The following is a 21,152-nucleotide window of genomic DNA, read 5'->3' as shown; positions in this document are numbered from 1 at the left end:
TTGGTTTTACGGAGATACATAATGTCTACCTCACCCGTCACCCTGATGGTTGCCCGGCGCGTTGCCGACGGCCGTTACCAGGACCTGATCGCCTGGCTGCGCGAAGGCGAGCAACTGGCCACCGACTTTCCCGGCTACCTGGGCTCCGGCGTCCTCGCGCCACCGCCCGACGATGACGAATTCCAGATCATCTTCCGCTTCGCCGACGAACACACCCTGCACACCTGGGAGCACTCCGCCTCGCGCACCGCCTGGCTGGCCCGGGGCAGCGACCTGTTCGCCCACCCTTCGGAACACCGGGTCAGCGGCATCGATGGCTGGTTCGGTGCCGCGGGACAGCGACCACCACGCTGGAAACAGGCCGTGGCTATCTGGCTGGCATTCTTCCCGGTGTCGCTGCTGTTCAACTTCGTCCTCGGCCCCTTGCTCAACGACCTGAGCCTGCTGCCCCGGGTGTTCGTCAGCACCCTGGCGCTGACCCCGCTGATGGTCTACTTCTTTATCCCGTTGTCCACCCGGCTGCTGGCCAACTGGCTCAACAGCACCCCGGTGCGGGCCCTGCCGGCCGCGCCCTCGACCCAGAACCCCTGACCTCGCCGGCCAGCCGGCCGCTGCCCTCAAGCAGCCAGCGGCTGGCCCCAAGCGCCCGCCTGCGCACAACAGGCACAGCCCGCCGCGCGCTGGTATAGTTTTGCTCTACCCGCGACACGAGCCCTGCATGAACACCTCTCCTGCCCCGATCCTGATCACCGGCGCCAGCCAGCGTGTCGGCCTGCATTGCGCCCTGCGCCTGCTGGAAGACGGGCAGCCGGTGATCGTCACCTACCGCAGCCAGCGCCCCGGTCTTGAAACCCTGCGCGACAAAGGCGCGACCCTGCTGTTCGCCGATCTCTCCAGCGAAGCCGGGATCCTGGCGCTGATCGCCGAGCTTAAAGCTCATACCGACTGCCTGCGGGCCATCGTCCACAATGCCTCGGAATGGCTGCAAGAGTCCCCGGACCAGGAAAGCCTCGCCTTCGCCCGGATGTTCAGCGTGCACATGCTCGCGCCCTACCTGATCAACCTGCACTGTGCCGACCTGCTGCGGCGCTCGAACCCGGCAGACATCATCCACATCAGCGACGACGTGACCCGCAAGGGCAGCAGCAAGCACATCGCCTACTGCGCCAGCAAAGCCGGGCTGGACAGCCTGACCCTGTCCTTCGCGGCGAAATACGCCCCGGCCATCAAGGTCAACGGCATCGCCCCGGCCCTGCTATTGTTCAACCCCGACGACGACGCGGCGTACCGCGCCAAGACCCTGGCCAAGTCCGCGCTGGGCATCGAGCCCGGCAGCGAAGTGATCTACCAGAGCCTGCGCTATCTGCTGGACAACCCCTATGTCACCGGCACCACCCTGACCGTTAACGGCGGGCGGCACGTCAAGTAGACCGCCCCCCGCGAGGACGCTGCATGAGCCTTTCCCTGCCCCAGCACTACCGCGAGATCCTCAAGGGCCTCGGTGAAGACCCCGAGCGCGAAGGCCTGCTCGACACGCCCAAGCGTGCGGCCAAGGCCATGCAGTACCTGTGTCATGGCTACAGCCAGTCGCTGGATGAGATCGTCAACGGCGCATTGTTCGCCTCCGACAGCGATGAAATGGTGATAGTCGCCGACATCGAGTTGTACTCACTGTGCGAACATCACCTGCTGCCCTTCATCGGCAAGGCCCATGTGGCTTATATTCCTACCGGCAAGGTGCTGGGGCTGTCGAAGATCGCGCGGATCGTCGACATGTTCGCCCGGCGCCTGCAGATCCAGGAAAATCTCACCCGGGAAATCGCCGACGCAGTCCAGGGCGTGACCCAGGCCGCCGGCGTCGCGGTGGTGATCGAGGCCAAGCACATGTGCATGATGATGCGCGGCGTCGAGAAACAGAATTCCACCATGCACACCTCGGTGATGCTCGGCGCCTTCCGCGATTCGAGCACCACTCGCCAGGAATTCCTGCAATTGATTGGACGGAGCAAGTAGCAATGCCACAACTTCAGCCAGGAATGGCTCGTATCCGAGTCAAGGACCTGCTCCTGCGGACCTTTATCGGAATCAACGAGGAAGAGATCCTCAACAAGCAGGATGTGCTGATCAACCTGACCATCCTGTATGCCGCCCAGGATGCGGTGCGCGACAACGACATCGATCACGCGCTGAACTACCGCACCATCACCAAGGCAATCATCGCTCACGTCGAAGGCAACCGCTTCGCCCTGCTGGAGCGCCTGACCCAGGAGCTGCTGGACCTGGTGATGAGCAATGCCTCGGTGCAGTACGCCGAAGTCGAAGTCGACAAGCCCCATGCCCTGCGCTTCGCCGAATCGGTATCGATCACATTAGCGGCAAGTCGTTAACGGCAAGCGGCAAGGCACAGCAGATCGATTTTTACTTGCCGCTTGAAACTTGAAACTTGCCTCGGAGAGACCCCATGACCGAACAACAACGCCTGGAGCTGGAAGCCGCGGCTTTTCGCCGCCTGGTGGCCCACCTGGACAGCCGCAAGGACGTGCAGAACATCGACCTGATGAACCTGGCCGGGTTCTGCCGCAACTGCCTGTCCAAGTGGTACAAGGCTGAAGCCGACCAGCGCCAGATCGAGGTCAGCCTCGATGACGCCCGTGAAGTGGTGTATGGCATGCCCTACGCCGAATGGAAAAATCTCTACCAGAAAGAAGCCAGCGCCGAGCAGCAAGCGGCGTTCGCCAAAGGAAAACCCCATGACTGACCTGAACACCCTGCGCGCCAGCCTGAACAGCGGCGAGCACGCCTTCGCCGACACCCTGGCGTTTGTTGCCGCAGGCTATGACTACCAGCCCCAGGCCTTCGACAACGGCGGCGTGGAAAATGCGGCCGGGCAGAACGAAGGCTCGTGCAAGACCCTGGGCCTGGCCCTGCTGGAAGGCCTCAGCGACGAAGAAGCCCTGCTGGCCTTCGGCGAGCACTACCGCTCGGTGCTGGCGACCCCGCAAGGCACTGACCACGGCAACATCCGCGCCCTGATCGCCCACGGCCTGGCCGGGGTGAAGTTCAGCGCGCAGCCGCTGACTCGACGCTGAGCGGGTCCCTGTAGCAGCTGGCTTGCCAGCGAAGGCGTCAGCACCGGCGGCGCAAGGCTTGAGGGCCTCTTCGCCGGCAAGCCGGCCCCTACAGTGCAACACCCATAAAAAAACCGGCTTGCGCCGGTTTTTTTATGGGGGGCCTATCAGAACGAAGCGTTCTGCAGGCCGTCCAGGTAACGCTCGGTGTCCAGTGCTGCCATGCAGCCGGCGCCGGCCGAGGTGATGGCCTGGCGATACACGTGGTCGGCCACGTCACCGGCAGCGAAGATGCCCTCGACGCTGGTGGCGGTGGCGTTGCCGTCACGGCCGCCCTGCACCACCAGGTAGCCGTCCTTGAGCTGCAACTGGCCTTCGAACAGCGAAGTGTTCGGAGTGTGGCCAATGGCGATGAACACGCCATCGACCGTGATTTCGTCGAAGCTGCCGTCGTTGTTCTTCAAGCGTGCACCGGTGACGCCCATGTTGTCGCCCAGCACTTCGTCCAGGTTCGAGTTCAGCTTGAGCTCGATCTTGCCTTCGGCAACCCGGGCATTGAGCTTGTCGATCAGGATCTTCTCGGCGCGGAAGGTATCGCGACGGTGGATCAGGGTGACCTTGCTGGCAATGTTGGCCAGGTACAGGGCTTCTTCGACAGCGGTGTTGCCACCACCGACCACGGCCACCGGCTTGTTGCGATAGAAGAAGCCGTCGCAGGTCGCGCAGGCGGAAACACCCTTGCCCATGAAGGCTTCTTCCGAAGGCAGGCCCAGGTAGCGGGCGCTGGCGCCGGTGGCGATGATCAGCGCGTCGCAGGTGTAGGTCGCGCTGTCACCGGTCAGGGTGTAGGGCTTGGCGGCGAAGTCCACGGCATTGATGTGGTCGAAGACGATTTCGGTCTCGAAACGCTCGGCGTGTTCGCGCATCCGCTCCATCAGCGCCGGGCCGGTCAGGCCATGCACGTCGCCGGGCCAGTTGTCGACTTCGGTGGTGGTGGTCAGCTGGCCACCGGCCTGCATGCCAGTGATCAGCAGCGGCTTCAGGTTGGCACGGGCGGCATACACCGCAGCGCTGTAACCGGCAGGGCCGGAACCGAGAATAATCACACGCGAATGACGTACATCAGACATGACTCACTCCTTTCGACCGGCCCGGGTGACCTGGCGCGGAACGCCGGATTGCCGGCTGCAATAAAAAAGGACGGCGAAACCTTGGGGAAGGCCTTAACTCGCCCGTCCAAAAAATAATGGGTGAAGCGTATAGAGGGGGCGAAGATTAAGGAAATACGGTTTAACAATCCAGCTCATAGGCGGTCTCTATCCTCAGAAGGCCTATTTGAAGGGGTCTTTGTTACCGTTGATGTCGACCTGTTCACCGCACTTTCGTCCCTTGAGCAAAGTCGGTAAGGTCGGCGCGTTTTCCTTTTGCTCGGAGCGCTCTATGCCCGCCCCCGTCCTGTCCGGCCCGCAATACCTGCGTGAAGGCCTGAAGCTGATCCTCAGTCCCGGCCTGCGCCTGTTCGTGCTCCTGCCCCTGGTAATCAACCTGGTGCTGTTCGTCGGATTGATCTATTTCGCCGGTCACCAGTTCAGCCTCTGGGTCGATGCCCTGATGCCCTCGCTGCCGGACTGGCTGAGTTTTCTCAGCTATATCCTCTGGCCGTTGTTCGTGGTGTTGTTGGTGCTGATGGTGTTTTTCACCTTCACCATGCTGGCCAACATCATTGCCGCACCGTTCAACGGTTTTCTATCGGAAAAGGTCGAGACCGTGGTCCGCGGCACCGACGACTTCCCGCCATTCAGCTGGGGCGAACTGATCGCCATGATCCCCCGCACCCTGTCCCGGGAACTGCGCAAGCTCGGCTACTTCCTGCCCCGGGCCATCGGCCTGTTCATTCTTTCGCTGATTCCGGTGGTCAATCTGGTCGCCGCCCCGCTGTGGCTGCTGTTCGGCATCTGGATGATGGCCATCCAGTACATCGACTACCCGGCGGACAACCACAAGATGAGCTGGCAGGACATGCTCGCCTGGCTGCGGGAAAAGCGCTGGCAGAGCCTGGGCTTCGGCGGCATCGTCTATCTGGCGCTGATGATTCCCTTCATCAACATCCTGATGATGCCGGCCGCCGTGGCCGGCGCGACCTTGTTCTGGGTGCGCGAGCGCGGCCCGGAAAACCTGCCGCTGGAACGCGACTGAACACCGCTCCGGCGCCCTTAGGCGTCAATACATCGGGCCCCGGCGCAACGCCCGGGGCCCAAGGCCTGCGCCGTCACAAATCCATCATCCTGACGTCACAATGACGACACGGCCTCAGCCGAGACTGAGGCCATGACGACAGCTCTGCACATCACCCTGATCACCGAAACCTTCCCACCGGAAATCAATGGCGTGGCCAATACCCTCGGCCGCCTCTGCGATGGCCTGAAGGCTCGTGGCCATCAGGTCGAACTGGTGCGTCCGCGCCAGGGCTGTGACCAGAGCCGCAGCAGCGACGAGGCCCTGCTGCTGTGCCGGGGCTGGCCGCTGCCAGGCTACCCGGGCCTGCAATGGGGCCAGTCTTCGATGCACAAGCTGTTGCGCCGCTGGAAGCGCCAACGCCCGGATGTGCTGTACATCGCCACTGAAGGGCCGCTGGGGCTGTCTGCGCTGCGCGCCGCAAAGCGCCTGGGCATCGCCGTGGTCAGTGGTTTCCACACCAACTTCCAGCAGTACTCCAGCCAGTACGGCCTGGGATTGCTGACCCGCTTGCTGACCCACTACCTGCGCTGGTTCCACAACCGCTCGCAACTGACCCTGGTACCCAGCGCCAGCCAGCGCCTGGAACTGGAGCGCCGGCATTTCGAACGCCTGTCCCTGCTGTCCCGGGGGGTCGACAGCCAGTTGTTCCACCCGGCCAAACGCCTCAATGAGCTGCGGGCCGCATGGGGCCTGGGCAACGACGATCTGGCGGTGATTCATGTTGGACGCCTGGCCCCGGAGAAAAACCTCGGCCTGCTCAAGCGCTGTTTCGAGCAGCTCAAGGCGACTTATCCACAACGCAGGATGAAACTGATCGTCGTGGGCGACGGGCCACAGCGCGCCACTCTGGAAAAAAGCCTGCCCGACGCCTTGTTCTGCGGCAGCCAGCGTGGCGAAGCCCTGGCAGCCCATTACGCCTGTGGGGATCTGTTCCTGTTTCCCAGCCTGACCGAAACCTTCGGCAACGTGGTGCTGGAAGCCCTGGCGTCCGGGCTGGCGGTAGTGGCCTACGACCAGGCCGCAGCAGCCCAGCATATGCGCCACGGCTATAACGGTGTGCTGGCCATGCCCGGGGATGAAAGCGCCTTCTGTGACGCCGCCAGTTGGCTGCTGGAAGAAGCGGAAACCCTGCGCCGGGTGCGCCTCAATGCCCGCCAGCACGCCAGCCGCCAGGGCTGGGCTGCGGTGATCGAGCAATTCGAAGATCAGTTGCGCCGTACCTGCCAGCACTCGCCAACTGCGGATTACGAAGGGGTCATAGAAGCCGGTAGCCCACCCCGAGCCACGGCAGAGACACTCGGCACGGCAAGGGGGCTGCCCCCCTCGCCGCCCGGAGCCGGGAGTTAAACCAGGGTCGTCAGCGCTTCACGGCTGAACGGCAGGATGTCCTGTTCACGCCCGTCACGGACTTTCTGCGCCCAGTCCGGATCCACCAGCAGTGCACGGCCCACGGCCACCAGGTCGAACTCGTCATTGTTCAGGCGCTGCAGCAGGTTTTCCAGGCTGGCCGGTTGCGCCACCTTGTCGGTGTTGACCATGAACTGCAGGAACTCGCCGTCCAGGCCGACGCTGCCCACGGTGATGGTGGGCTTGCCGGTGAGCTTGCGGGCCCAGCCTGCCAGGTTCAGCTCGGAGCCTTCGAATTCCGGCTCCCAGAAGCGCCGGGTCGAGCAGTGGAAGATATCCACACCGGCATCCGCCAGGGGCTTGAGAAAGGCAGCCAAGGCTTCCGGGGTCTGCACCAGGCGCGCGCTATAGTCCTGCTGCTTCCACTGGGAGAAACGCAGGATGATTGGGAAATCCGGGCCGACAGCGGCCCGCACGGCCTGGATCAGCTCGATGGCGAAGCGCGAACGCTGGGTCAGGTCGCCGCCGTATTCATCGGTGCGCTGGTTGGTGCCTTCCCAGAAGAACTGGTCCACCAGGTAACCGTGGGCGCCATGGATTTCCACACCGTCCATGCCAATGCTCTGGGCATCCTTGGCCGCCTGGGCGAACGCGCCGATCACGTCCTGGATATCCTGGTGACTCATGCCATGCACCAGCACCTGGCCATCTTTGAGTTTCTCCATCGGGCCATAACCCGGCACGCTGGCATCCGGCTCAGTGCCCAGGCGTCGAACGTTGCCGACGTGCCACAGCTGCGGAACGATCTTGCCGCCTTCGGCATGGACCGCGTCCACCACTTTCTTCCAGCCGGCCAGTGCCGCCTCACCGTAGAACTGCGGCACATTGGGGTAGCCGTTGGCAGCCTTGTGCCCAACGGTGGTGCCTTCGGTGATGATCAGGCCGACACCCGCCGCCGCACGGCGCCGGTAGTATTCGATGACCTTGGAATTGGGTACTCCGCCCGGAGAGAAGGAACGGGTCATCGGCGCCATGACCACGCGGCTCGGCAGTTCCAGCGCGCCAAGTTGAAAGGGTTTGAACAGGGCTTGAACAGGCATGCAGCACTCCGGCAAAAAAGGCTGGGGTCGATGAACGACGCACAGGGCCACGCCGGAAGCAGGTCCCGGCGCACTTATGATGAGGATAATATTCATCCGCCAACGCACTGCACAGCATTATTGATCTGAGTGATTTAGATGCAAAAACGCCGCATGGAAGCGGCGCTGGACAGGCGGTAGAAACGGGCCGGGCGAATGCGCCCGGCGATGGCTTCAACTCAGCGCTTTCTCGATCGCCTGGACCACAGTGGGATCATCCGGCGCAGTGCGTGGCGAGAAACGCGCCAAGACCCGGCCGTCCTTGCCCACCAGGAATTTTTCGAAGTTCCAGGTGATGTCCCCCGGAAATTCGGCCCCCTCGCCCGCCAGCAGACGGTACAACTGATGACGCTCGGGACCGTTGACCTCAAGCTTGCTGCTCAAGGGAAAACTCACCCCGTAGTTGAGGCTGCAGAACTCCTGGATGTCCTGCTCGGTGCCCGGCTCCTGTCCCGCGAACTGATTGCAAGGCAGGCCCAGCACGCTGAATCCCTGGCCCTTGTATTGCTGATAGAGATTCTCCAACGCCGCATATTGTGGTGTCAGACCACATTTGGAGGCGACGTTGACCACCAGCACGACATGCCCCTTGAAGGGCGCGAGCGGCAGCTCCTGACCATCCAGGGCTTTCAATTTAAGGTCGTGAAAAGCACTCATGACGAACTCCAAATTCCTGTGTTCTTACAGAAAACAGCCTCTCGACAGTACAGCCAAAAGCCACGGACTAAAAAGGCGCCCTCGGGCGCCTTTCCAGCAAACTTGAGCTTAGCGCAGAAATCAGTGCTGATGGCCACCTTCGCCATGGACGTGGCCATGAGCGACTTCTTCCTGGCTGGCGTCACGGATGGCAACGATCTTGACCTGGAAGTTCAAGCGCTGGCCGGCCAATGGGTGGTTACCGTCGACGGTGACGTCGTCGCCGTCCAGGTCGCGGATGGTCACGATCTGCATCTGGCCGTCCGGAGCAGAAGCGTGGAACTGCATGCCCACTTCCAGCTCGTCAACGCCTTCGAACATGCTGCGGCTCAGGGTGCTGACCAGTTCGGCAGCGTATTCGCCGTAGGCATCTTCAGGTTCAACGGAAACCTTCAGTTCGTCACCGACCTGCTTGCCTTCCAGAGCCTTTTCCAGGCCAGGAATGATGTTACCTGCACCTTGCAGGTAAACCAGCGGGGCGCCGCCGGCAGAGCTGTCGATGACCTCACCAGCGTCGTTGGTGAGGGTATAGTCGATGGAGACAGCCTTATTGGCGGCGATCAGCATGGGGCGGGACCTTTTGCATAAGAATGAAGAACGTCCAAGTTTAGCGAAGCAATCGCTCGAAAGCGAACGGAACCCGGACAAACGGAAAGCGAAAAAACACTCGACAATCTGCGGTTTTCATCAGGATGAGCACGGCCACTGGGTGGCTGAACTGTCCTGCGGGCACACCCAGCACCTGCGTCACCAGCCGCCCTGGCAATCCCGTGCCTGGGTCCTGGACCCACAGCGGCGGGCAGAAAAAATAGGCCAGCCCTTTGCTTGCGGCTGGTGTGCTCAAGACGCGGGAAACGATAACCTAAGCGTCTGACTAGCAGGCAGACGGCCAAAGACCGTCGCCCTTGCCATGCACCTTCTTGAGAATTCGCATGCAAACTTTTTTTATCGCGCCCACCGATTTTGGTGTGGGTCTGACCTCCATCAGCCTCGGGCTGGTGCGTACCCTGGAACGGGCCGGCCTCAAGGTCGGCTTCTTCAAGCCCATTGCCCAGCCTCACCCGGGCGACACCGGCCCCGAGCGCTCCACCGAGCTGGTGGCCCGCACCCACGGCCTGAAACCACCGCAACCCCTGGGCCTGGCCCAGGTGGAGCGGATGCTCGGCGACGGCCAGCTGGACGAGTTGCTGGAAGAAATCATCGCCTTGTACCAGCAGGCGGCTATCGGCAAGGACGTGCTGATCGTCGAAGGCATGGTGCCGACCCGCAGCGCCAGCTATGCCGCCCGGGTCAACCTGCATCTGGCGAAAAGCCTGGATGCCGAGGTGATCCTGGTGTCCGCGCCGGAAAACGAAGTGCTCACCGAACTGTCCGGGCGAGTCGAGTTGCAGGCCCAGTTGTTCGGCGGCCCCCGGGACCCGAAAGTGCTGGGGGTGATCCTCAACAAGGTGCGCACCGACGAAAGCATGGAGGCGTTTTCCGCCCGCCTCAAGGAACACTCGCCGCTGCTGCGCAGCGGCGACTTCCGCCTGCTGGGCTGCATTCCCTTCCAGCCGGAACTGAACGCCCCGCGCACCCGCGATGTGGCCGACCTGATGGGCGCCCAGGTGCTCAACGCCGGCGACTACGAAAGCCGGCGCATGACCAAGATCATCATTTGCGCCCGCACCATGCGCAACACCGTGGAGCTGCTCAAGCCCGGAGTACTGGTGGTGACCCCGGGCGACCGCGACGACATCATCCTTGCGGTGAGCCTGGCGGCCATCAACGGCGTGCCCCTGGCCGGCCTGCTGCTGACCAGCGACACCCTGCCCGACCCACGGATCATGGAGCTGTGCCGTGGCGCCTTCAACGCCGGCCTGCCGGTGCTGTCGGTGAGCACTGGCTCCTACGACACCGCCAACCAGCTCAACGGCCTGAACAAGGAAATCCCCATTGATGACCGCGAGCGTGCGGAAATCATCACCGACTTCGTCGCCAGCCACCTGGACGCCAACTGGCTGCACCAGCGCTGCGGCACCCCGCGGGAAATGCGCCTGTCGCCGGCGGTGTTCCGCTATCAGTTGATCCAGCGGGCCCAGGAAGCCAACAAGCGCATCGTCCTGCCCGAGGGCAGCGAACCCCTGACCGTGCAGGCCGCTGCCATCTGCCAGGCCCGAGGCATTGCCCGCTGCGTGCTGTTGGCCAAGCCGGAAGACGTGCACGCTGTGGCCCGGGCCCAGGGTATCGAACTGCCGGAAGGCCTGGAGATCCTCGATCCGGACCTGATCCGCGAACGCTACGTCGAACCCATGGTGGCCCTGCGCAAGAGCAAGAGCCTCAACGCGCCCATGGCCGAGCAGCAACTGGAAGACCCGGTGGTGATCGGCACGGTGATGCTGGCCCTGGATGAAGTAGACGGCCTGGTATCCGGGGTCATCCATTCCACCGCCAACACCATCCGCCCGGCCCTGCAACTGATCAAGACCGCCCCGGGCTGCACCCTGGTGTCCTCGGTGTTCTTCATGCTGTTCCCCGAGCAGGTGCTGGTCTACGGCGACTGCGTGATGAACCCGCACCCCAGCGCCAGCGAACTGGCGGAGATCGCCCTGCAGAGCGCCGACTCGGCGGCGGCCTTCGGCATCACCCCGCGAGTGGCAATGATCAGCTACTCCAGCGGTGATTCGGCCAGCGGCGAAGAAGTGGAAAAGGTCCGCGAAGCGACCCTGCTGGCCCACGAATCCCAGCGTTCGCTGTTGATCGATGGGCCGTTGCAGTACGACGCCGCAGCCAACGAGAACGTTGCCCGGCAACTGGCCCCCAACAGCCAGGTGGCGGGCAAGGCCACGGTGTTCGTGTTCCCCGACCTGAACACCGGCAACACTACTCACAAGGCGGTACAGCGCAGCGCCGACTGCGTGAGCCTGGGGCCGATGCTGCAAGGCCTGCGCAAACCCGTGAACGACCTGCCCCGCGGCGCCCAGGTGGACGACATCGTCTACACCATCGCCCTGACTGCGATTCAAGCCGCCAACCGACCTATGGATGTCTAAATGCTGGAATTTCTACCTGCTGCCGTACGCGGGATCATCGCCTCGCTGCTCCTGGCGCTGAACACCATCCTGCTGTGCTCGTTCCTGTTCTGCGTGGCGATCTTCAAGGCCCTGCCCTTCGCCCTCACCCAGCGCTTTACCCACTGGCTGATGAACCACACCCACGAAGCCTGGATCAGCAACAACAAGGCCTGGATGAAGCTGGTGTGCCGCACCCGCTGGCACCTCAGCGGCCTGGAGGGCCTGGACTACCAGCACTCCTACCTGGTCACCAGCAACCACCAGAGCTGGGTCGACATCATGGTCCTGCAGTACGTGCTCAACCGGCGCATCCGCCCACTGAAGTTCTTCCTCAAGCAGGAACTGATCTGGGTGCCGGTGATTGGCCTGGCCTGGTGGGCCCTGGGCTTTCCCTTCATGAAGCGCTACTCCAAGGCCTACCTGGAAAAACACCCGGAGAAAAAGGGCAAGGACCTGGAAACCACCCGCAATACCTGCGCGAAGTTTCGCAACAACCCGGTGGGCATCTTCAACTTCGTCGAAGGCACACGCTTCACCGAAGCCAAGCACGCCCAGCAGCAGTCGCCATTCCGTTACCTGCTCAAGCCCAAGGCCGGTGGCATCGCCTTTGTCCTGGATGCCATGGGCGAGCAGTTGCAATCGATCATCGACGTGACCATCCACTACCCAGCCGGCCGCCCCGGTTTCTGGGACCTGCTGTGCGGCCAGGTCAAGGAGGTGGTGGTGCGTTTTGAGGAAGTGCGGATTCCAGCGCAGTTCATTGGCAAGAACTACGAGCAGGACACCGCCTATCGTCAGGAATTTCAGGCCTGGATCAACCAGCAGTGGTTGGCCAAGGATGCGCTGCTGGAAGTGCTGCATCGGGAGTATCCGGCCAAACCCTGAGGGCCTCTTCGCTGGCAAGCCAGCTCCTGCACAGAGGTCCGTAGGAGCCGGCTGGCCGGCGAACGCTATCTGAAGCGCACAAAAAAGCCCGCAGCCGATCACTCGACTGCGGGCTTTTTCTTGCAGCTTCCAGCTTGAGCCTGGCGCTGCTTGCGTGGCTTAGATCGCGCCGCGAGTACGCAGCAGATCCAGCACCTGCTTGACGCTCTCTTCCAGGGACAGCGACTGGGTGTCGACCACCAGGTCGGCATTCAGCGGCACGTCATAAGGGAAGGACTCGCCCGGGATGTTGTCCCCGCCGGCCGCATACAGGCCCTGTGGATCACGCTCGGCGCACACCGCAGGCGATGCCTGGACGTAGACCGTCAGCAGACGCTCCTTGCCGATCAGGTCCTTGGCCTGTTCGCGGCCTTCGGCGCTCGGCGCCACGAAGGCCGCCAGGGTCAACAGGCCGGCTTCGTTGAACTGACGGGCCACCTGAGCCGCACGCCGCCAGTTCTCGGTACGCCCGGCACGGTCCTGGGGCAGGCCCTTGTTCAGGTCATGGCGCAGGTTCTGGCCATCGAGGACGAACACCGCACGCCCCATGTCGAACAGCTTGCGCTCCACGGCATAGGCCAGGGTGCTCTTGCCCGCGCCGGACAGGCCGCTGAACAATACCGTGGCCGGCTGCTGGCCGAAGCGCTGGGCGCGCTCCTCAGTGGCTACATGGGCCTGCCGACCATGATGGGTGGCGCTGCCATGGGCCACTGGCTGGGCGATGATCATGCCCGCGCCGACGGTGCCGTTGGTCAAGCGATCGATGACGATGAAAGCGCCAGTGGTGCGGTTGCTTTCATAGCCGTCCAGGGCGATCGGCGCATCGAGGCTGATCTTGACCTTGCCGATCTCGTTCAACTGCAGCGCGCTGGCCGCGCCCTCTTCCAGGGTGTTCACATCGACCTTGTGGACAATGCTGGCAATCGAGCCCGGCACATAGCTGGTGGCGCGCTTGATGTCGTATTTCTTGCCCGGCAGCATCGGCTCTTCGGCCATCCATACCAGCATGGCTTCGAAGCTGTCGGTCACGGGCGGCACATTATCAGCGTGCACCAGCAGGTCGCCACGGGAGATATCGATCTCGTCTTCCATGGTCAGGGTCACGGCCTGGCCGGGACCGGCCTGCTCCAGCTCGCCTTCGAAGGTGACGATGGATTTCACCCGGCTGCTCTTGCCCGACGGCAACACCACGACTTCGTCGCCCTTGTGCACGACGCCGCTGGCCAAGGTGCCGGCAAAGCCACGGAAGTTCAGGTTCGGACGGTTGACGTACTGCACCGGGAAACGCAGGTCGGTGAAGTTGCGGTCACCGGCCACTTCCACGGTCTCGAGGATCTCCATCAGCGACTGCCCGCGGTACCACGGCGAACGCTCGCTCTTGTTCACCACGTTGTCGCCCTTGAGCGCCGACATGGGGACGAAATGCAGGCTGGTAGGCTGCATCTTCAAGCCTTCGGCAAACTTCAGGTAGTCGGCCTTGATCGACTCGAACACGCCTTCATCGAAGTCCTTGAGGTCCATCTTGTTGATGGCCACGACGATGTGCTTGATGCCCAGCAAAGAGGCGATGAAGCTGTGGCGGCGGGTCTGGGTCTGCACGCCGTAGCGGGCGTCCACCAGGATGATCGCCAGGTCGCAGGTGGAAGCACCGGTGGCCATGTTGCGGGTGTACTGCTCATGGCCGGGAGTGTCGGCGATGATGAACTTGCGCTTGGCGGTGGAGAAGTAGCGGTAGGCGACATCGATGGTGATGCCCTGCTCGCGCTCGGCCTGCAGGCCATCCACCAGCAACGCCAGGTCGATGTCGTCACCGGTGGTGCCGACCTTCTTCGAGTCCCGGGTAATGGCTTCCAGATGGTCTTCGTAGATCATCTTCGAGTCGTGCAGCAGGCGCCCGATCAGGGTGCTCTTGCCGTCGTCGACGTTGCCGCAGGTCAAAAAGCGCAGCAGCTCTTTACGTTCGTGCTGGCCCAGGTAAGCGAGGATGTCCTCGCTGATCAAATCAGATTGATGGCTCATAGCGTTCAAGCTCCAAGCTGTAAGCTTCAAGCGGCAAGCTTGTCGGCGTACAGCTAGTCAGAAATTTTTTTGATCAAGCCGCAGAGCATTTTGGAAAGCTCGCGAGTTTCTTTAATCCAATTTTCAGCCAGCGGCTTTGCTATGTAGGCAATCTCACTGCCGACGATGATCTGCGTGCGCAACTCCCCGTTGGAAGCTTTTGCAATCCAGAGAAACCAGCATTTCTCCCTGGCACTATGTCGCTCCATACCTTCAGCGATATTGGAGGGCACCGAGAGTGCCGAGCGAGTGATTTGATTCTTGAAACCAAAGTCCTCGCATCGTGCCATCTCTCTATAGATATCTACCGCCAGAGCCTTGCTTCTCTGCCAAACAACCAGTTTCTCGAAGTCCATGACGAGTCACTCGATGCTGGCTCACAGCAACCCGCTGTAAGCATCAAGCTGCAAGCTACGCATCACGCTTCTAACTTGCAGCTTGCCGCTTGTAACTTGAAGCTTAAAAGTACCCTTGACGTTTTTTGTCTTCCATCGAGCCTGCGCCATCGTGGTCGATGACCCGGCCCTGGCGCTCGGAAGTTCGCGTCAGGAGCATTTCCTGGATGATGTCCGTCAGGCTCTCGGCCTCGGACTCCACCGCGCCCGTCAACGGGTAGCAGCCAAGGGTACGGAAACGCACTTTCTTCTTGACGATGCGGGCTTTCTCTTCATCGGACAGATGCTCGAGGATGCGCTGGTCATCGATCATGATCAGGGTGCCGTTCTTCTCGATCACTTCCCGCTCGGCGGCGAAGTACAGCGGCACGATCGGGATGCCTTCCAGGTAGATGTACTGCCAGATGTCCAGCTCGGTCCAGTTGGACAGCGGGAACACGCGGATCGACTCACCCTTGTTGACCTTGCCGTTGTAGACGTTCCACAGCTCGGGGCGCTGGTTCTTCGGGTCCCAGCGGTGCTTGCTGTCGCGGAACGAGTAGACGCGCTCCTTGGCGCGGGACTTCTCTTCATCGCGACGAGCACCACCGAAGGCGGCATCGAAGCCGTATTTGTCCAGGGCCTGCTTGAGGCCCTCGGTCTTCATGATGTCGGTGTGCTTGGCACTGCCGTGGGTGAAGGGGTTGATGCCCTGGGCCACGCCATCCGGGTTGACGTGGGTGATCAGCTCCAGGCCCAGTTCCTCGACCATGCGGTCGCGGAACTTGTACATTTCCTGGAATTTCCACTGGGTGTCGACGTGCATCACCGGGAACGGCAGCTTGCCGGGGAAGAACGCCTTGCGGGCCAGATGCAACATCACGGCGGAGTCTTTACCGATGGAGTACAGCATCACCGGGTTGTCGAACTCGGCGGCCACCTCGCGGATGATGTGGATGCTTTCCGCCTCCAGCTGTTTCAGATGCGTCAGTTTGTCGACCATGGCTACTCACGAAAGCTTTCTTATGGACGGCCATCGGGCCGTGTTCGAGCGGGGCATGCTAGCACAGCGACCTGCTTCTAATCAGGACGCCAACTAGAACGAAACGATATATGAATATACCGCCCGGTTAGGCACCAAAGCCCCTGAGCCAAAGGCCGGCGTAGGAGCTGGCTTGCCAGCGAAGGCGCTTGCGAGCGCACCTCAAGGCTGAAGATCTTTTCGCCAGCAAGCCGGCTCCCGCATGGGCTCAGATTGGGTTGGTGCAGTCGATGAACAGGTGCTCCAGGGCGAAGCGCCGGGCCAGGTAGTCGCCCAGGGCCTGGACGCCATAACGTTCAGTGGCGTGGTGACCGGCAGCAATGAAGCTGATGTCGTTTTCCCGGGCGCTGTGGAAGGTCTGCTCCGAGGCTTCGCCGCTCAGGTACAGGTCGACGCCGGCCTGCACCGCCTGGTCGATGTAGCCCTGGCCGCCACCGGTGCACCAGCCGACCCGGCGGATCATTTTGCTGCCTTCGACCAGCAAGGGCTCGCGGCCCATGACTTCCTGTACCCGGCGGGCAAAGTCCCGCGGGGTCATGGGCTCGCCGAGCGACCCTACCAGGCCGACGACCTTGGGGTTTTCCGGGTCCAACGGGCCTTCGACGGTAATCTCCAGCTGCCGGGCCAACTGCACGTTGTTGCCCACCTCCGGGTGCAGGTCCAGGGGCAGGTGATAGGCCAGCAGGCTGATGTCGTGCTTGAGCAGGGTTTTCAACCTACGCTGCTTCATGCCGGTGATGCAGGGGTTCTCGCCTTTCCAGAAGTAGCCGTGATGCACCAGCACCAGATCGGCCTTGGCCTCCACTGCCGCGTCCAGCAGCGCCTGGCTGGCTGTGACGCCGCTGACGATGCGCATCACCTGCGGCCGCCCTTCGACCTGCAGGCCATTGGGGCAATAGTCAGCAATGCGTGAACTGCCCAGGTAGCGGTCCGCTTCTTCCACCAGTGTGCTCAGGGCAACGGCCATAAAAGACTCCTAAATATCCCGTTCAGAGGCGCGCGCGGCCTCGTATAATGCGCGACATTATGGGCCGTGCGCAGCCCTTCGTAACCACCCAGGACTTGCTCAATGCTCAAGGCTCTGCGTTTTTTTGGCTGGCCGCTACTGGCCGGCGTGCTTATCGCGTTGTTGATCATCCAGCGTTACCCGCAATGGGTCGGCCTGCCCAGCCTGGACGTCAACCTGCAGCAAGCTCCGCAAACCACCAGCACCCAGCAGGGCCCGGTGTCCTACGCCGATGCGGTGGTGATCGCGGCGCCTGCGGTGGTCAACCTGTACACCACCAAGGTCATCAACAAACCCGCTCATCCGCTGTTCGAAGACCCGCAGTTCCGGCGTTTCTTCGGTGACAACCTGCCCAAGCAGCAGCGCATGGAGTCAAGCCTGGGCTCCGGGGTGATCATGAGCCCCGAAGGCTATCTGCTGACCAATAACCACGTGACCTCCGGTGCCGAGCAGATTGTGGTAGCGCTCAAGGACGGCCGTGAAACCCTGGCCCGAGTCATCGGCAGCGACCCGGAGACCGATCTGGCAGTGCTCAAGATCGACCTGAAGAACCTGCCGTCGATCACCGTCGGGCGCTCGGAAAACGTGCGCGTCGGTGACGTCGCGCTGGCCATCGGCAACCCGTTCGGCGTCGGCCAGACCGTGACCATGGGCATCATCAGTGCCACCGGGCGCAACCAGCTGGGCCTGAACAACTACGAAGACTTCATCCAGACCGACGCCGCGATCAACCCGGGCAACTCCGGTGGCGCGCTGGTGGACGCCAACGGCAACCTGACCGGGATCAACACGGCGATCTTCTCCAAGTCCGGCGGCTCCCAGGGCATTGGCTTCGCCATCCCGATCAAGCTGGCCATGGAGGTGATGAAGTCGATCATTGAGCACGGCCAAGTGATCCGTGGCTGGCTGGGCATCGAAGTACAACCCCTGACCCAGGAGCTGGCGGAGTCCTTCGGCCTGGCCGGACGCCCGGGCATCGTCGTGGCCGGTATCTTCCGTGATGGCCCGGCACAGAAGGCCGGCATGCAACTGGGTGACGTGATCCTCAGCATCGACGGTGAACCTGCCGGTGATGGCCGCCGTTCGATGAACCAGGTGGCACGGATCAAGCCCACCGAGAAAGTCGCGATCCAGGTGATGCGCAACGGCAAGGAACTCAAGCTGACCGCGGAAATCGGTCTACGGCCACCGCCCGCGCCGGTCAAAGAAGAAGAGTGACGCTGCGCCCGGCCAGGCCGGGCTAAAAGCATACATTCTCATTAGTCATGTTATATTGTTTCAATATCGCTATTGGAACAGCCCCATGACGTCCCGAACAATACTTCCCCTGGCAGGCCTGGCCCTGGGCCTGCTGGCCGATCCCCTGCTGGCTGAAGAGCCCCGGCCCCTCGAACTCGAAACCACCCGTATCAGTACCGAATACGAGTCCGCAACGGGGCCGGTCAAGGGCTACCGGGCCACGCGCTCGGCCAGCGCCACCAAGACCGATACGGCGATCCGCGATATCCCGCAGTCCATCAGCGTGATCCCCGCCAGCGTGCTCAAGGACCTGGGCAGCAGCAATGTCGAGCGCGCCCTGGAGTTCGCCGGTGGCGTTTCCAAGCAGAACAACTTCGGCGGCCTGACCTTGTATGAGTACAGCATCCGTGGTTTCACCACCTCGGAGTTCTACAAGGATGGCTTCAGCGCCAACCGGGGTTATCCCAGTACCCCGGACGCCGCCACCATCGAGCGCATCGAAGTGCTCAAGGGGCCGGCTGCCAGCCTCTACGGTCGTGGCGACCCGGGCGGCACGGTCAACATCGTGACCAAGAAACCCCAACCCGAAGCCTTCGCCACCTTGCAGACCAGCGCCGGCAGCTGGGATCGCTACCGAACCGCCCTGGACCTCAACAGCCCACTGGACGCCGAAGGCCAGCTGTTGTCACGGGTCAACCTGGCGGTGGAGGACAACCACAGCTTCCGCGACCACGTGGACAGCCGCCGAGTGCTGGTCGCCCCCTCCTTCAGTTGGCAATTGAATCCGGACACCAGCCTGCTGCTGGAAAGCGAGTTCGTGCGTCATAGCTCGACTTTCGATCGCGGCATCGTCGCGCCCGGTAATCGCTGGAGCGGCGTATCCCGCTCGACCTTCCTTGGCGAACCCAACGACGGCAATATCGACAACCACAACAACCTGCTCCAGGCGACGCTGGAGCATCACCTCGACGACAACTGGAAGCTGCGTCTGGCCAGCCATTACAAGGAAGGCAAGCTGTGGGGCTTTGCCTCGGAATCGCGCCCGCTGAACAGTAACCTGCACACGGTCAACCGACGCTACCGCGAACGGGACAACAACTGGCACGACAGCATCACCCAGCTGGAGCTGCATGGCCTGTTCGACCTTGGCAGCTGGCAGCACCAGTTGCTGATCGGCAGCGAATACGAGAACTATCGCAAGAACGAACGGGTCACCACCATCGCCGGGGGCACCTACCCGATCGACATCTACGACCCGATCTACGGGCAGCCCAAGCCCAACGGCAAACGCTCGGGCAGCGACTTCTTCGAGCAGGTGCACAGCCAGGCACTGAACCTGCAGGACCAGATCATCTTCACCGAGCGCTGGCGAGGCATGCTCGGGGCACGCTTCGAGCATTTCGAGCAGAGGATCGACGATCACACCAACGGCAACCGCAGCCGCCAGACCCACGACGCCCTCACCCAGCGCGCCGGCCTGCTGTACCAATTGACCCCGCAAGTGGGCCTGTTCGCCAACGCCTCCACCTCGTTCAAACCCAACAATGGGCTGGATGCCGGCGGCAAGTCGTTCAAGCCAGAAGAGGGCATAGGTTATGAAGTGGGCATCAAGAGCGAACTGTTCGACGAGCGCCTGAGCGCCACCCTCGCCGCCTTCCACATCGACAAGGAAAACGTTCTGGCCCTGGACCCCGGCACCGACTCCAGCCGCGCCATGGGCAAGGCCCGCAGCCAGGGCTTCGACCTGCAGTTCAGCGGCCAGTTGACCGACGCCGTGCGAGTGATAGGCGCCTACGCGCTGATCGATGCCGAAGTCACCAAGGGCGATCCGACGATCCCCGCCGGCAGCAGAATTCTCGGAGTGGCCAAGCACAGCGGCAGCCTGCTCGGGGTCTATGAATTCCAGCACGGCCTGCTGCGAGGCTCGGATATCGGCGCGGCCCTGACCTATGTCGGTGATCGCTCGGGCGAGGCGGGTGGCCGCTTCGAACTCCCGGCCTATCGCACCCTGGACCTGCTGGCCCACTACAAGGCCAGCGACAGCCTGACCCTGGGCCTGAACCTCAACAACCTGTTCGACGAGAAGTACTACGAGCGTTCCTACAGCAACTACTGGGTCAACCCCGGCGAACCGCGCAACTTCACCGTCAGCCTGACACTCAACCTGTAGAAGGGAATCCCCATGCAACAGCGCAAATCAATCTTCCTGCTGGGACTGCTGGGCGTCTTGAGCGCCAGCCAGGCCTCGGCCCATGGCCTGTGGACCGAACAACGACGAGGCAACATCGAGGTGATCTACGGCCATGGCGCCGAGGATGATGCCTTCAAGGCACAGAAGATCAGCGGGGCCTGGGCCTACGACAGCAGCGCAAAAATGATCCCGGTGACGGTACAGCGCCTGGCGGACCATGCGCGCCTGCAGCCGCTCAAACCGCCTGCGACCCTTGCGGTCGCACTCGACAATGGCATGTGGTCGCAAACCGCAGACAAGCGCTGGGTCAACCTGGGCCGCAGCAAAGTGCCCGATGCCATCGAGTCGACCCAGACCTTCAAGTACAGCCTGGCGATCTATCAGCCCGCGGCAAAGCTGCCCAAGCTTGATCAGCTCAAGCTGGTGATCATTCCCGAGACCGACCCGCTGCTGGTGGGGCCAGGCAACAGCCTGCCGGTGCGGGTGCTGCTCGATGGCCAGCCCGCCGCAGGGGTGAAGTTGGTGGGTGACTACCGCAATGCACCGAACACCCTGAGCACCGAGACCGATGCCCAGGGCCGTGCCCAGGTGGTGGTGCGCAACGAGGGGTTGAACGTGATTGCCGCGCAAGTCGAAGTGCCCCTCAAGGACAACCCCGATGTAGCCTCCCGCGGACTGTTCAGTTCCCTGACCTTCCTTGGCCAGCCGCATCACGAATGAGGGCTGCCGGGGGCAGCAGCTGCAAGCGGCAAGTTTCTAGCTAGAAGCTTGCGGCTT

22 protein-coding genes are annotated in these 21,152 nt (G+C 62.5%); 14 read left to right on the top strand and 8 right to left on the bottom strand.

What is annotated here, in order from left to right:
* Positions 1 to 21 precede the first annotated feature (21 nt).
* The 6 genes from ACZ5BO_RS06125 (at position 22) to ACZ5BO_RS06100 (ending at position 3,089) form a co-directional block, all read left to right on the top strand.
* The gene (locus tag ACZ5BO_RS06125; RefSeq protein WP_464698738.1) at positions 22 to 591 is read left to right on the top strand and encodes an antibiotic biosynthesis monooxygenase; all 570 of its coding nucleotides are present in this window, start codon (positions 22 to 24) and stop codon (positions 589 to 591) included.
* Between the two features lie 127 nt (positions 592 to 718).
* Positions 719 to 1,429, top strand: a complete 711-nt coding sequence (folM, locus tag ACZ5BO_RS06120) for a dihydromonapterin reductase (protein WP_025131958.1) — start codon at positions 719 to 721, stop codon at positions 1,427 to 1,429.
* A 23-nt stretch (positions 1,430 to 1,452) separates the two neighbouring features.
* Entirely contained in the window at positions 1,453 to 2,013 is a 561-nt protein-coding gene (gene folE, locus ACZ5BO_RS06115; RefSeq protein ID WP_025131959.1) for a GTP cyclohydrolase I FolE, read from the top strand.
* Positions 2,014 to 2,015: 2 nt separating this feature from the next.
* The gene (gene folX, locus ACZ5BO_RS06110) at positions 2,016 to 2,387 is read left to right on the top strand and encodes a dihydroneopterin triphosphate 2'-epimerase (RefSeq protein WP_025131960.1); all 372 of its coding nucleotides are present in this window, start codon (positions 2,016 to 2,018) and stop codon (positions 2,385 to 2,387) included.
* 74 nt (positions 2,388 to 2,461) lie between these two features.
* The gene (locus ACZ5BO_RS06105; RefSeq protein ID WP_025131961.1) at positions 2,462 to 2,758 is read left to right on the top strand and encodes a DUF1244 domain-containing protein; all 297 of its coding nucleotides are present in this window, start codon (positions 2,462 to 2,464) and stop codon (positions 2,756 to 2,758) included.
* A complete protein-coding gene (locus ACZ5BO_RS06100; RefSeq protein WP_464698735.1) occupies positions 2,751 to 3,089 on the top strand; it encodes a HopJ type III effector protein in 339 nt (112 codons plus the stop codon). The genes ACZ5BO_RS06105 and ACZ5BO_RS06100 overlap by 8 nt, the downstream gene beginning before the upstream one ends.
* A 146-nt stretch (positions 3,090 to 3,235) precedes the next feature.
* Here ACZ5BO_RS06100 and trxB read toward each other — a convergent pair whose 3' ends face one another.
* Entirely contained in the window at positions 3,236 to 4,198 is a 963-nt protein-coding gene (gene trxB / locus ACZ5BO_RS06095) for a thioredoxin-disulfide reductase (RefSeq protein ID WP_464698733.1), read from the bottom strand.
* A 310-nt stretch (positions 4,199 to 4,508) separates the two neighbouring features.
* Here trxB and cysZ point away from each other — a divergent pair, with 310 nt between their 5' ends.
* Together cysZ and ACZ5BO_RS06085 are read left to right on the top strand one after the other, a co-directional pair.
* The gene (gene cysZ / locus ACZ5BO_RS06090) at positions 4,509 to 5,264 is read left to right on the top strand and encodes a sulfate transporter CysZ (RefSeq protein ID WP_025131964.1); all 756 of its coding nucleotides are present in this window, start codon (positions 4,509 to 4,511) and stop codon (positions 5,262 to 5,264) included.
* 132 nt (positions 5,265 to 5,396) lie between these two features.
* Positions 5,397 to 6,653 carry a glycosyltransferase family 4 protein gene (locus ACZ5BO_RS06085; protein WP_025131965.1) on the top strand — a complete coding sequence of 419 codons (1,257 nt, stop codon included), beginning with the start codon at positions 5,397 to 5,399 and terminating at the stop codon, positions 6,651 to 6,653.
* On the opposite strand, the gene ACZ5BO_RS06080 is transcribed toward ACZ5BO_RS06085, so the two are convergent.
* The 3 genes from ACZ5BO_RS06080 to ACZ5BO_RS06070 all read right to left on the bottom strand — a co-directional run bounded on the left by ACZ5BO_RS06080 (position 6,650) and on the right by ACZ5BO_RS06070 (position 9,055).
* Entirely contained in the window at positions 6,650 to 7,753 is a 1,104-nt protein-coding gene (locus ACZ5BO_RS06080; protein ID WP_464698731.1) for an NADH:flavin oxidoreductase, read from the bottom strand. The genes ACZ5BO_RS06085 and ACZ5BO_RS06080 overlap by 4 nt on opposite strands.
* A gap of 213 nt (positions 7,754 to 7,966) precedes the next feature.
* Positions 7,967 to 8,449 carry a glutathione peroxidase gene (locus tag ACZ5BO_RS06075; RefSeq protein ID WP_025131967.1) on the bottom strand — a complete coding sequence of 161 codons (483 nt, stop codon included), beginning with the start codon at positions 8,447 to 8,449 and terminating at the stop codon, positions 7,967 to 7,969.
* A 120-nt stretch (positions 8,450 to 8,569) separates the two neighbouring features.
* On the bottom strand, positions 8,570 to 9,055 hold the full coding sequence (locus ACZ5BO_RS06070; RefSeq protein WP_025131968.1) for an FKBP-type peptidyl-prolyl cis-trans isomerase: 486 nt from the start codon (positions 9,053 to 9,055) through the stop codon (positions 8,570 to 8,572).
* Between ACZ5BO_RS06070 and ACZ5BO_RS06065 the strand changes: the two genes are divergently transcribed.
* Genes ACZ5BO_RS06065 through ACZ5BO_RS06055 form a run of 3 tightly spaced genes read left to right on the top strand, consistent with a single transcriptional unit; the run spans position 9,024 to position 12,426 of the window.
* Positions 9,024 to 9,362 carry a DUF3565 domain-containing protein gene (locus tag ACZ5BO_RS06065; protein WP_081818740.1) on the top strand — a complete coding sequence of 113 codons (339 nt, stop codon included), beginning with the start codon at positions 9,024 to 9,026 and terminating at the stop codon, positions 9,360 to 9,362. The genes ACZ5BO_RS06070 and ACZ5BO_RS06065 overlap by 32 nt on opposite strands.
* Before the next feature lie 58 nt (positions 9,363 to 9,420).
* Complete coding sequence (gene pta / locus ACZ5BO_RS06060) at positions 9,421 to 11,520, top strand: phosphate acetyltransferase (RefSeq protein ID WP_025131969.1); 2,100 nt, start codon at positions 9,421 to 9,423, stop codon at positions 11,518 to 11,520.
* Entirely contained in the window at positions 11,521 to 12,426 is a 906-nt protein-coding gene (locus ACZ5BO_RS06055; protein WP_025131970.1) for an acyltransferase, read from the top strand.
* 159 nt (positions 12,427 to 12,585) lie between these two features.
* Here the strand turns inward: ACZ5BO_RS06055 and cysN are convergent, their stop codons facing one another.
* The 4 genes from cysN to ACZ5BO_RS06035 all read right to left on the bottom strand — a co-directional run bounded on the left by cysN (position 12,586) and on the right by ACZ5BO_RS06035 (position 16,906).
* Positions 12,586 to 14,484, bottom strand: a complete 1,899-nt coding sequence (cysN, locus tag ACZ5BO_RS06050; protein ID WP_025131971.1) for a sulfate adenylyltransferase subunit CysN — start codon at positions 14,482 to 14,484, stop codon at positions 12,586 to 12,588.
* A 53-nt stretch (positions 14,485 to 14,537) separates the two neighbouring features.
* Complete coding sequence (locus ACZ5BO_RS06045) at positions 14,538 to 14,879, bottom strand: four helix bundle protein (RefSeq protein WP_464698727.1); 342 nt, start codon at positions 14,877 to 14,879, stop codon at positions 14,538 to 14,540.
* Positions 14,880 to 14,982: 103 nt separating this feature from the next.
* Positions 14,983 to 15,900, bottom strand: coding sequence for a sulfate adenylyltransferase subunit CysD (gene cysD, locus ACZ5BO_RS06040; protein ID WP_025131973.1), 918 nt, complete (start codon positions 15,898 to 15,900; stop codon positions 14,983 to 14,985).
* Positions 15,901 to 16,147: 247 nt separating this feature from the next.
* Positions 16,148 to 16,906 carry a Nif3-like dinuclear metal center hexameric protein gene (locus ACZ5BO_RS06035; RefSeq protein ID WP_464698724.1) on the bottom strand — a complete coding sequence of 253 codons (759 nt, stop codon included), beginning with the start codon at positions 16,904 to 16,906 and terminating at the stop codon, positions 16,148 to 16,150.
* Positions 16,907 to 17,008: 102 nt separating this feature from the next.
* Here ACZ5BO_RS06035 and algW point away from each other — a divergent pair, with 102 nt between their 5' ends.
* The 3 genes from algW (at position 17,009) to ACZ5BO_RS06020 (ending at position 21,095) form a co-directional block, all read left to right on the top strand.
* Positions 17,009 to 18,163, top strand: coding sequence for a Do family serine endopeptidase AlgW (algW, locus tag ACZ5BO_RS06030; RefSeq protein ID WP_025131975.1), 1,155 nt, complete (start codon positions 17,009 to 17,011; stop codon positions 18,161 to 18,163).
* 85 nt (positions 18,164 to 18,248) lie between these two features.
* Positions 18,249 to 20,354 (top strand): TonB-dependent siderophore receptor, encoded by a 2,106-nt coding sequence (locus tag ACZ5BO_RS06025; RefSeq protein WP_464698722.1) that lies wholly within the window; start codon positions 18,249 to 18,251, stop codon positions 20,352 to 20,354.
* Between the two features lie 12 nt (positions 20,355 to 20,366).
* On the top strand, positions 20,367 to 21,095 hold the full coding sequence (locus ACZ5BO_RS06020) for a DUF4198 domain-containing protein (RefSeq protein ID WP_464698720.1): 729 nt from the start codon (positions 20,367 to 20,369) through the stop codon (positions 21,093 to 21,095).
* Positions 21,096 to 21,152: the final 57 nt, after the last annotated feature.

It is taken from the genome of Pseudomonas sp. FFPRI_1, assembly GCF_055384485.1.
This window is presented reverse-complemented; position numbering and strand designations above follow the sequence as displayed.

Excerpts from the sequence above, each read along its gene's own strand:
- ACZ5BO_RS06045 (WP_464698727.1), bottom strand. The coding sequence starts at position 14,879 with ATGGACTTCGAGAAACTGGTTGTTTGGCAGAGAAGCAAGGCTCTGGCG.
- folE (WP_025131959.1), top strand. The coding sequence starts at position 1,453 with ATGAGCCTTTCCCTGCCCCAGCACTACCGCGAGATCCTCAAGGGCCTC.
- cysN (WP_025131971.1), bottom strand. The coding sequence starts at position 14,484 with ATGAGCCATCAATCTGATTTGATCAGCGAGGACATCCTCGCTTACCTG.
- ACZ5BO_RS06125 (WP_464698738.1), top strand. The coding sequence starts at position 22 with ATGTCTACCTCACCCGTCACCCTGATGGTTGCCCGGCGCGTTGCCGAC.
- folM (WP_025131958.1), top strand. The coding sequence starts at position 719 with ATGAACACCTCTCCTGCCCCGATCCTGATCACCGGCGCCAGCCAGCGT.
- trxB (WP_464698733.1), bottom strand. The coding sequence starts at position 4,198 with ATGTCTGATGTACGTCATTCGCGTGTGATTATTCTCGGTTCCGGCCCT.
- ACZ5BO_RS06085 (WP_025131965.1), top strand. The coding sequence starts at position 5,397 with ATGACGACAGCTCTGCACATCACCCTGATCACCGAAACCTTCCCACCG.
- cysD (WP_025131973.1), bottom strand. The coding sequence starts at position 15,900 with ATGGTCGACAAACTGACGCATCTGAAACAGCTGGAGGCGGAAAGCATC.
- ACZ5BO_RS06035 (WP_464698724.1), bottom strand. The coding sequence starts at position 16,906 with ATGGCCGTTGCCCTGAGCACACTGGTGGAAGAAGCGGACCGCTACCTG.
- ACZ5BO_RS06100 (WP_464698735.1), top strand. The coding sequence starts at position 2,751 with ATGACTGACCTGAACACCCTGCGCGCCAGCCTGAACAGCGGCGAGCAC.
- ACZ5BO_RS06105 (WP_025131961.1), top strand. The coding sequence starts at position 2,462 with ATGACCGAACAACAACGCCTGGAGCTGGAAGCCGCGGCTTTTCGCCGC.
- ACZ5BO_RS06080 (WP_464698731.1), bottom strand. The coding sequence starts at position 7,753 with ATGCCTGTTCAAGCCCTGTTCAAACCCTTTCAACTTGGCGCGCTGGAA.
- pta (WP_025131969.1), top strand. The coding sequence starts at position 9,421 with ATGCAAACTTTTTTTATCGCGCCCACCGATTTTGGTGTGGGTCTGACC.
- ACZ5BO_RS06055 (WP_025131970.1), top strand. The coding sequence starts at position 11,521 with ATGCTGGAATTTCTACCTGCTGCCGTACGCGGGATCATCGCCTCGCTG.
- ACZ5BO_RS06070 (WP_025131968.1), bottom strand. The coding sequence starts at position 9,055 with ATGCTGATCGCCGCCAATAAGGCTGTCTCCATCGACTATACCCTCACC.
- folX (WP_025131960.1), top strand. The coding sequence starts at position 2,016 with ATGCCACAACTTCAGCCAGGAATGGCTCGTATCCGAGTCAAGGACCTG.
- algW (WP_025131975.1), top strand. The coding sequence starts at position 17,009 with ATGCTCAAGGCTCTGCGTTTTTTTGGCTGGCCGCTACTGGCCGGCGTG.
- ACZ5BO_RS06025 (WP_464698722.1), top strand. The coding sequence starts at position 18,249 with ATGACGTCCCGAACAATACTTCCCCTGGCAGGCCTGGCCCTGGGCCTG.
- ACZ5BO_RS06020 (WP_464698720.1), top strand. The coding sequence starts at position 20,367 with ATGCAACAGCGCAAATCAATCTTCCTGCTGGGACTGCTGGGCGTCTTG.
- ACZ5BO_RS06075 (WP_025131967.1), bottom strand. The coding sequence starts at position 8,449 with ATGAGTGCTTTTCACGACCTTAAATTGAAAGCCCTGGATGGTCAGGAG.
- ACZ5BO_RS06065 (WP_081818740.1), top strand. The coding sequence starts at position 9,024 with ATGGAGACAGCCTTATTGGCGGCGATCAGCATGGGGCGGGACCTTTTG.
- cysZ (WP_025131964.1), top strand. The coding sequence starts at position 4,509 with ATGCCCGCCCCCGTCCTGTCCGGCCCGCAATACCTGCGTGAAGGCCTG.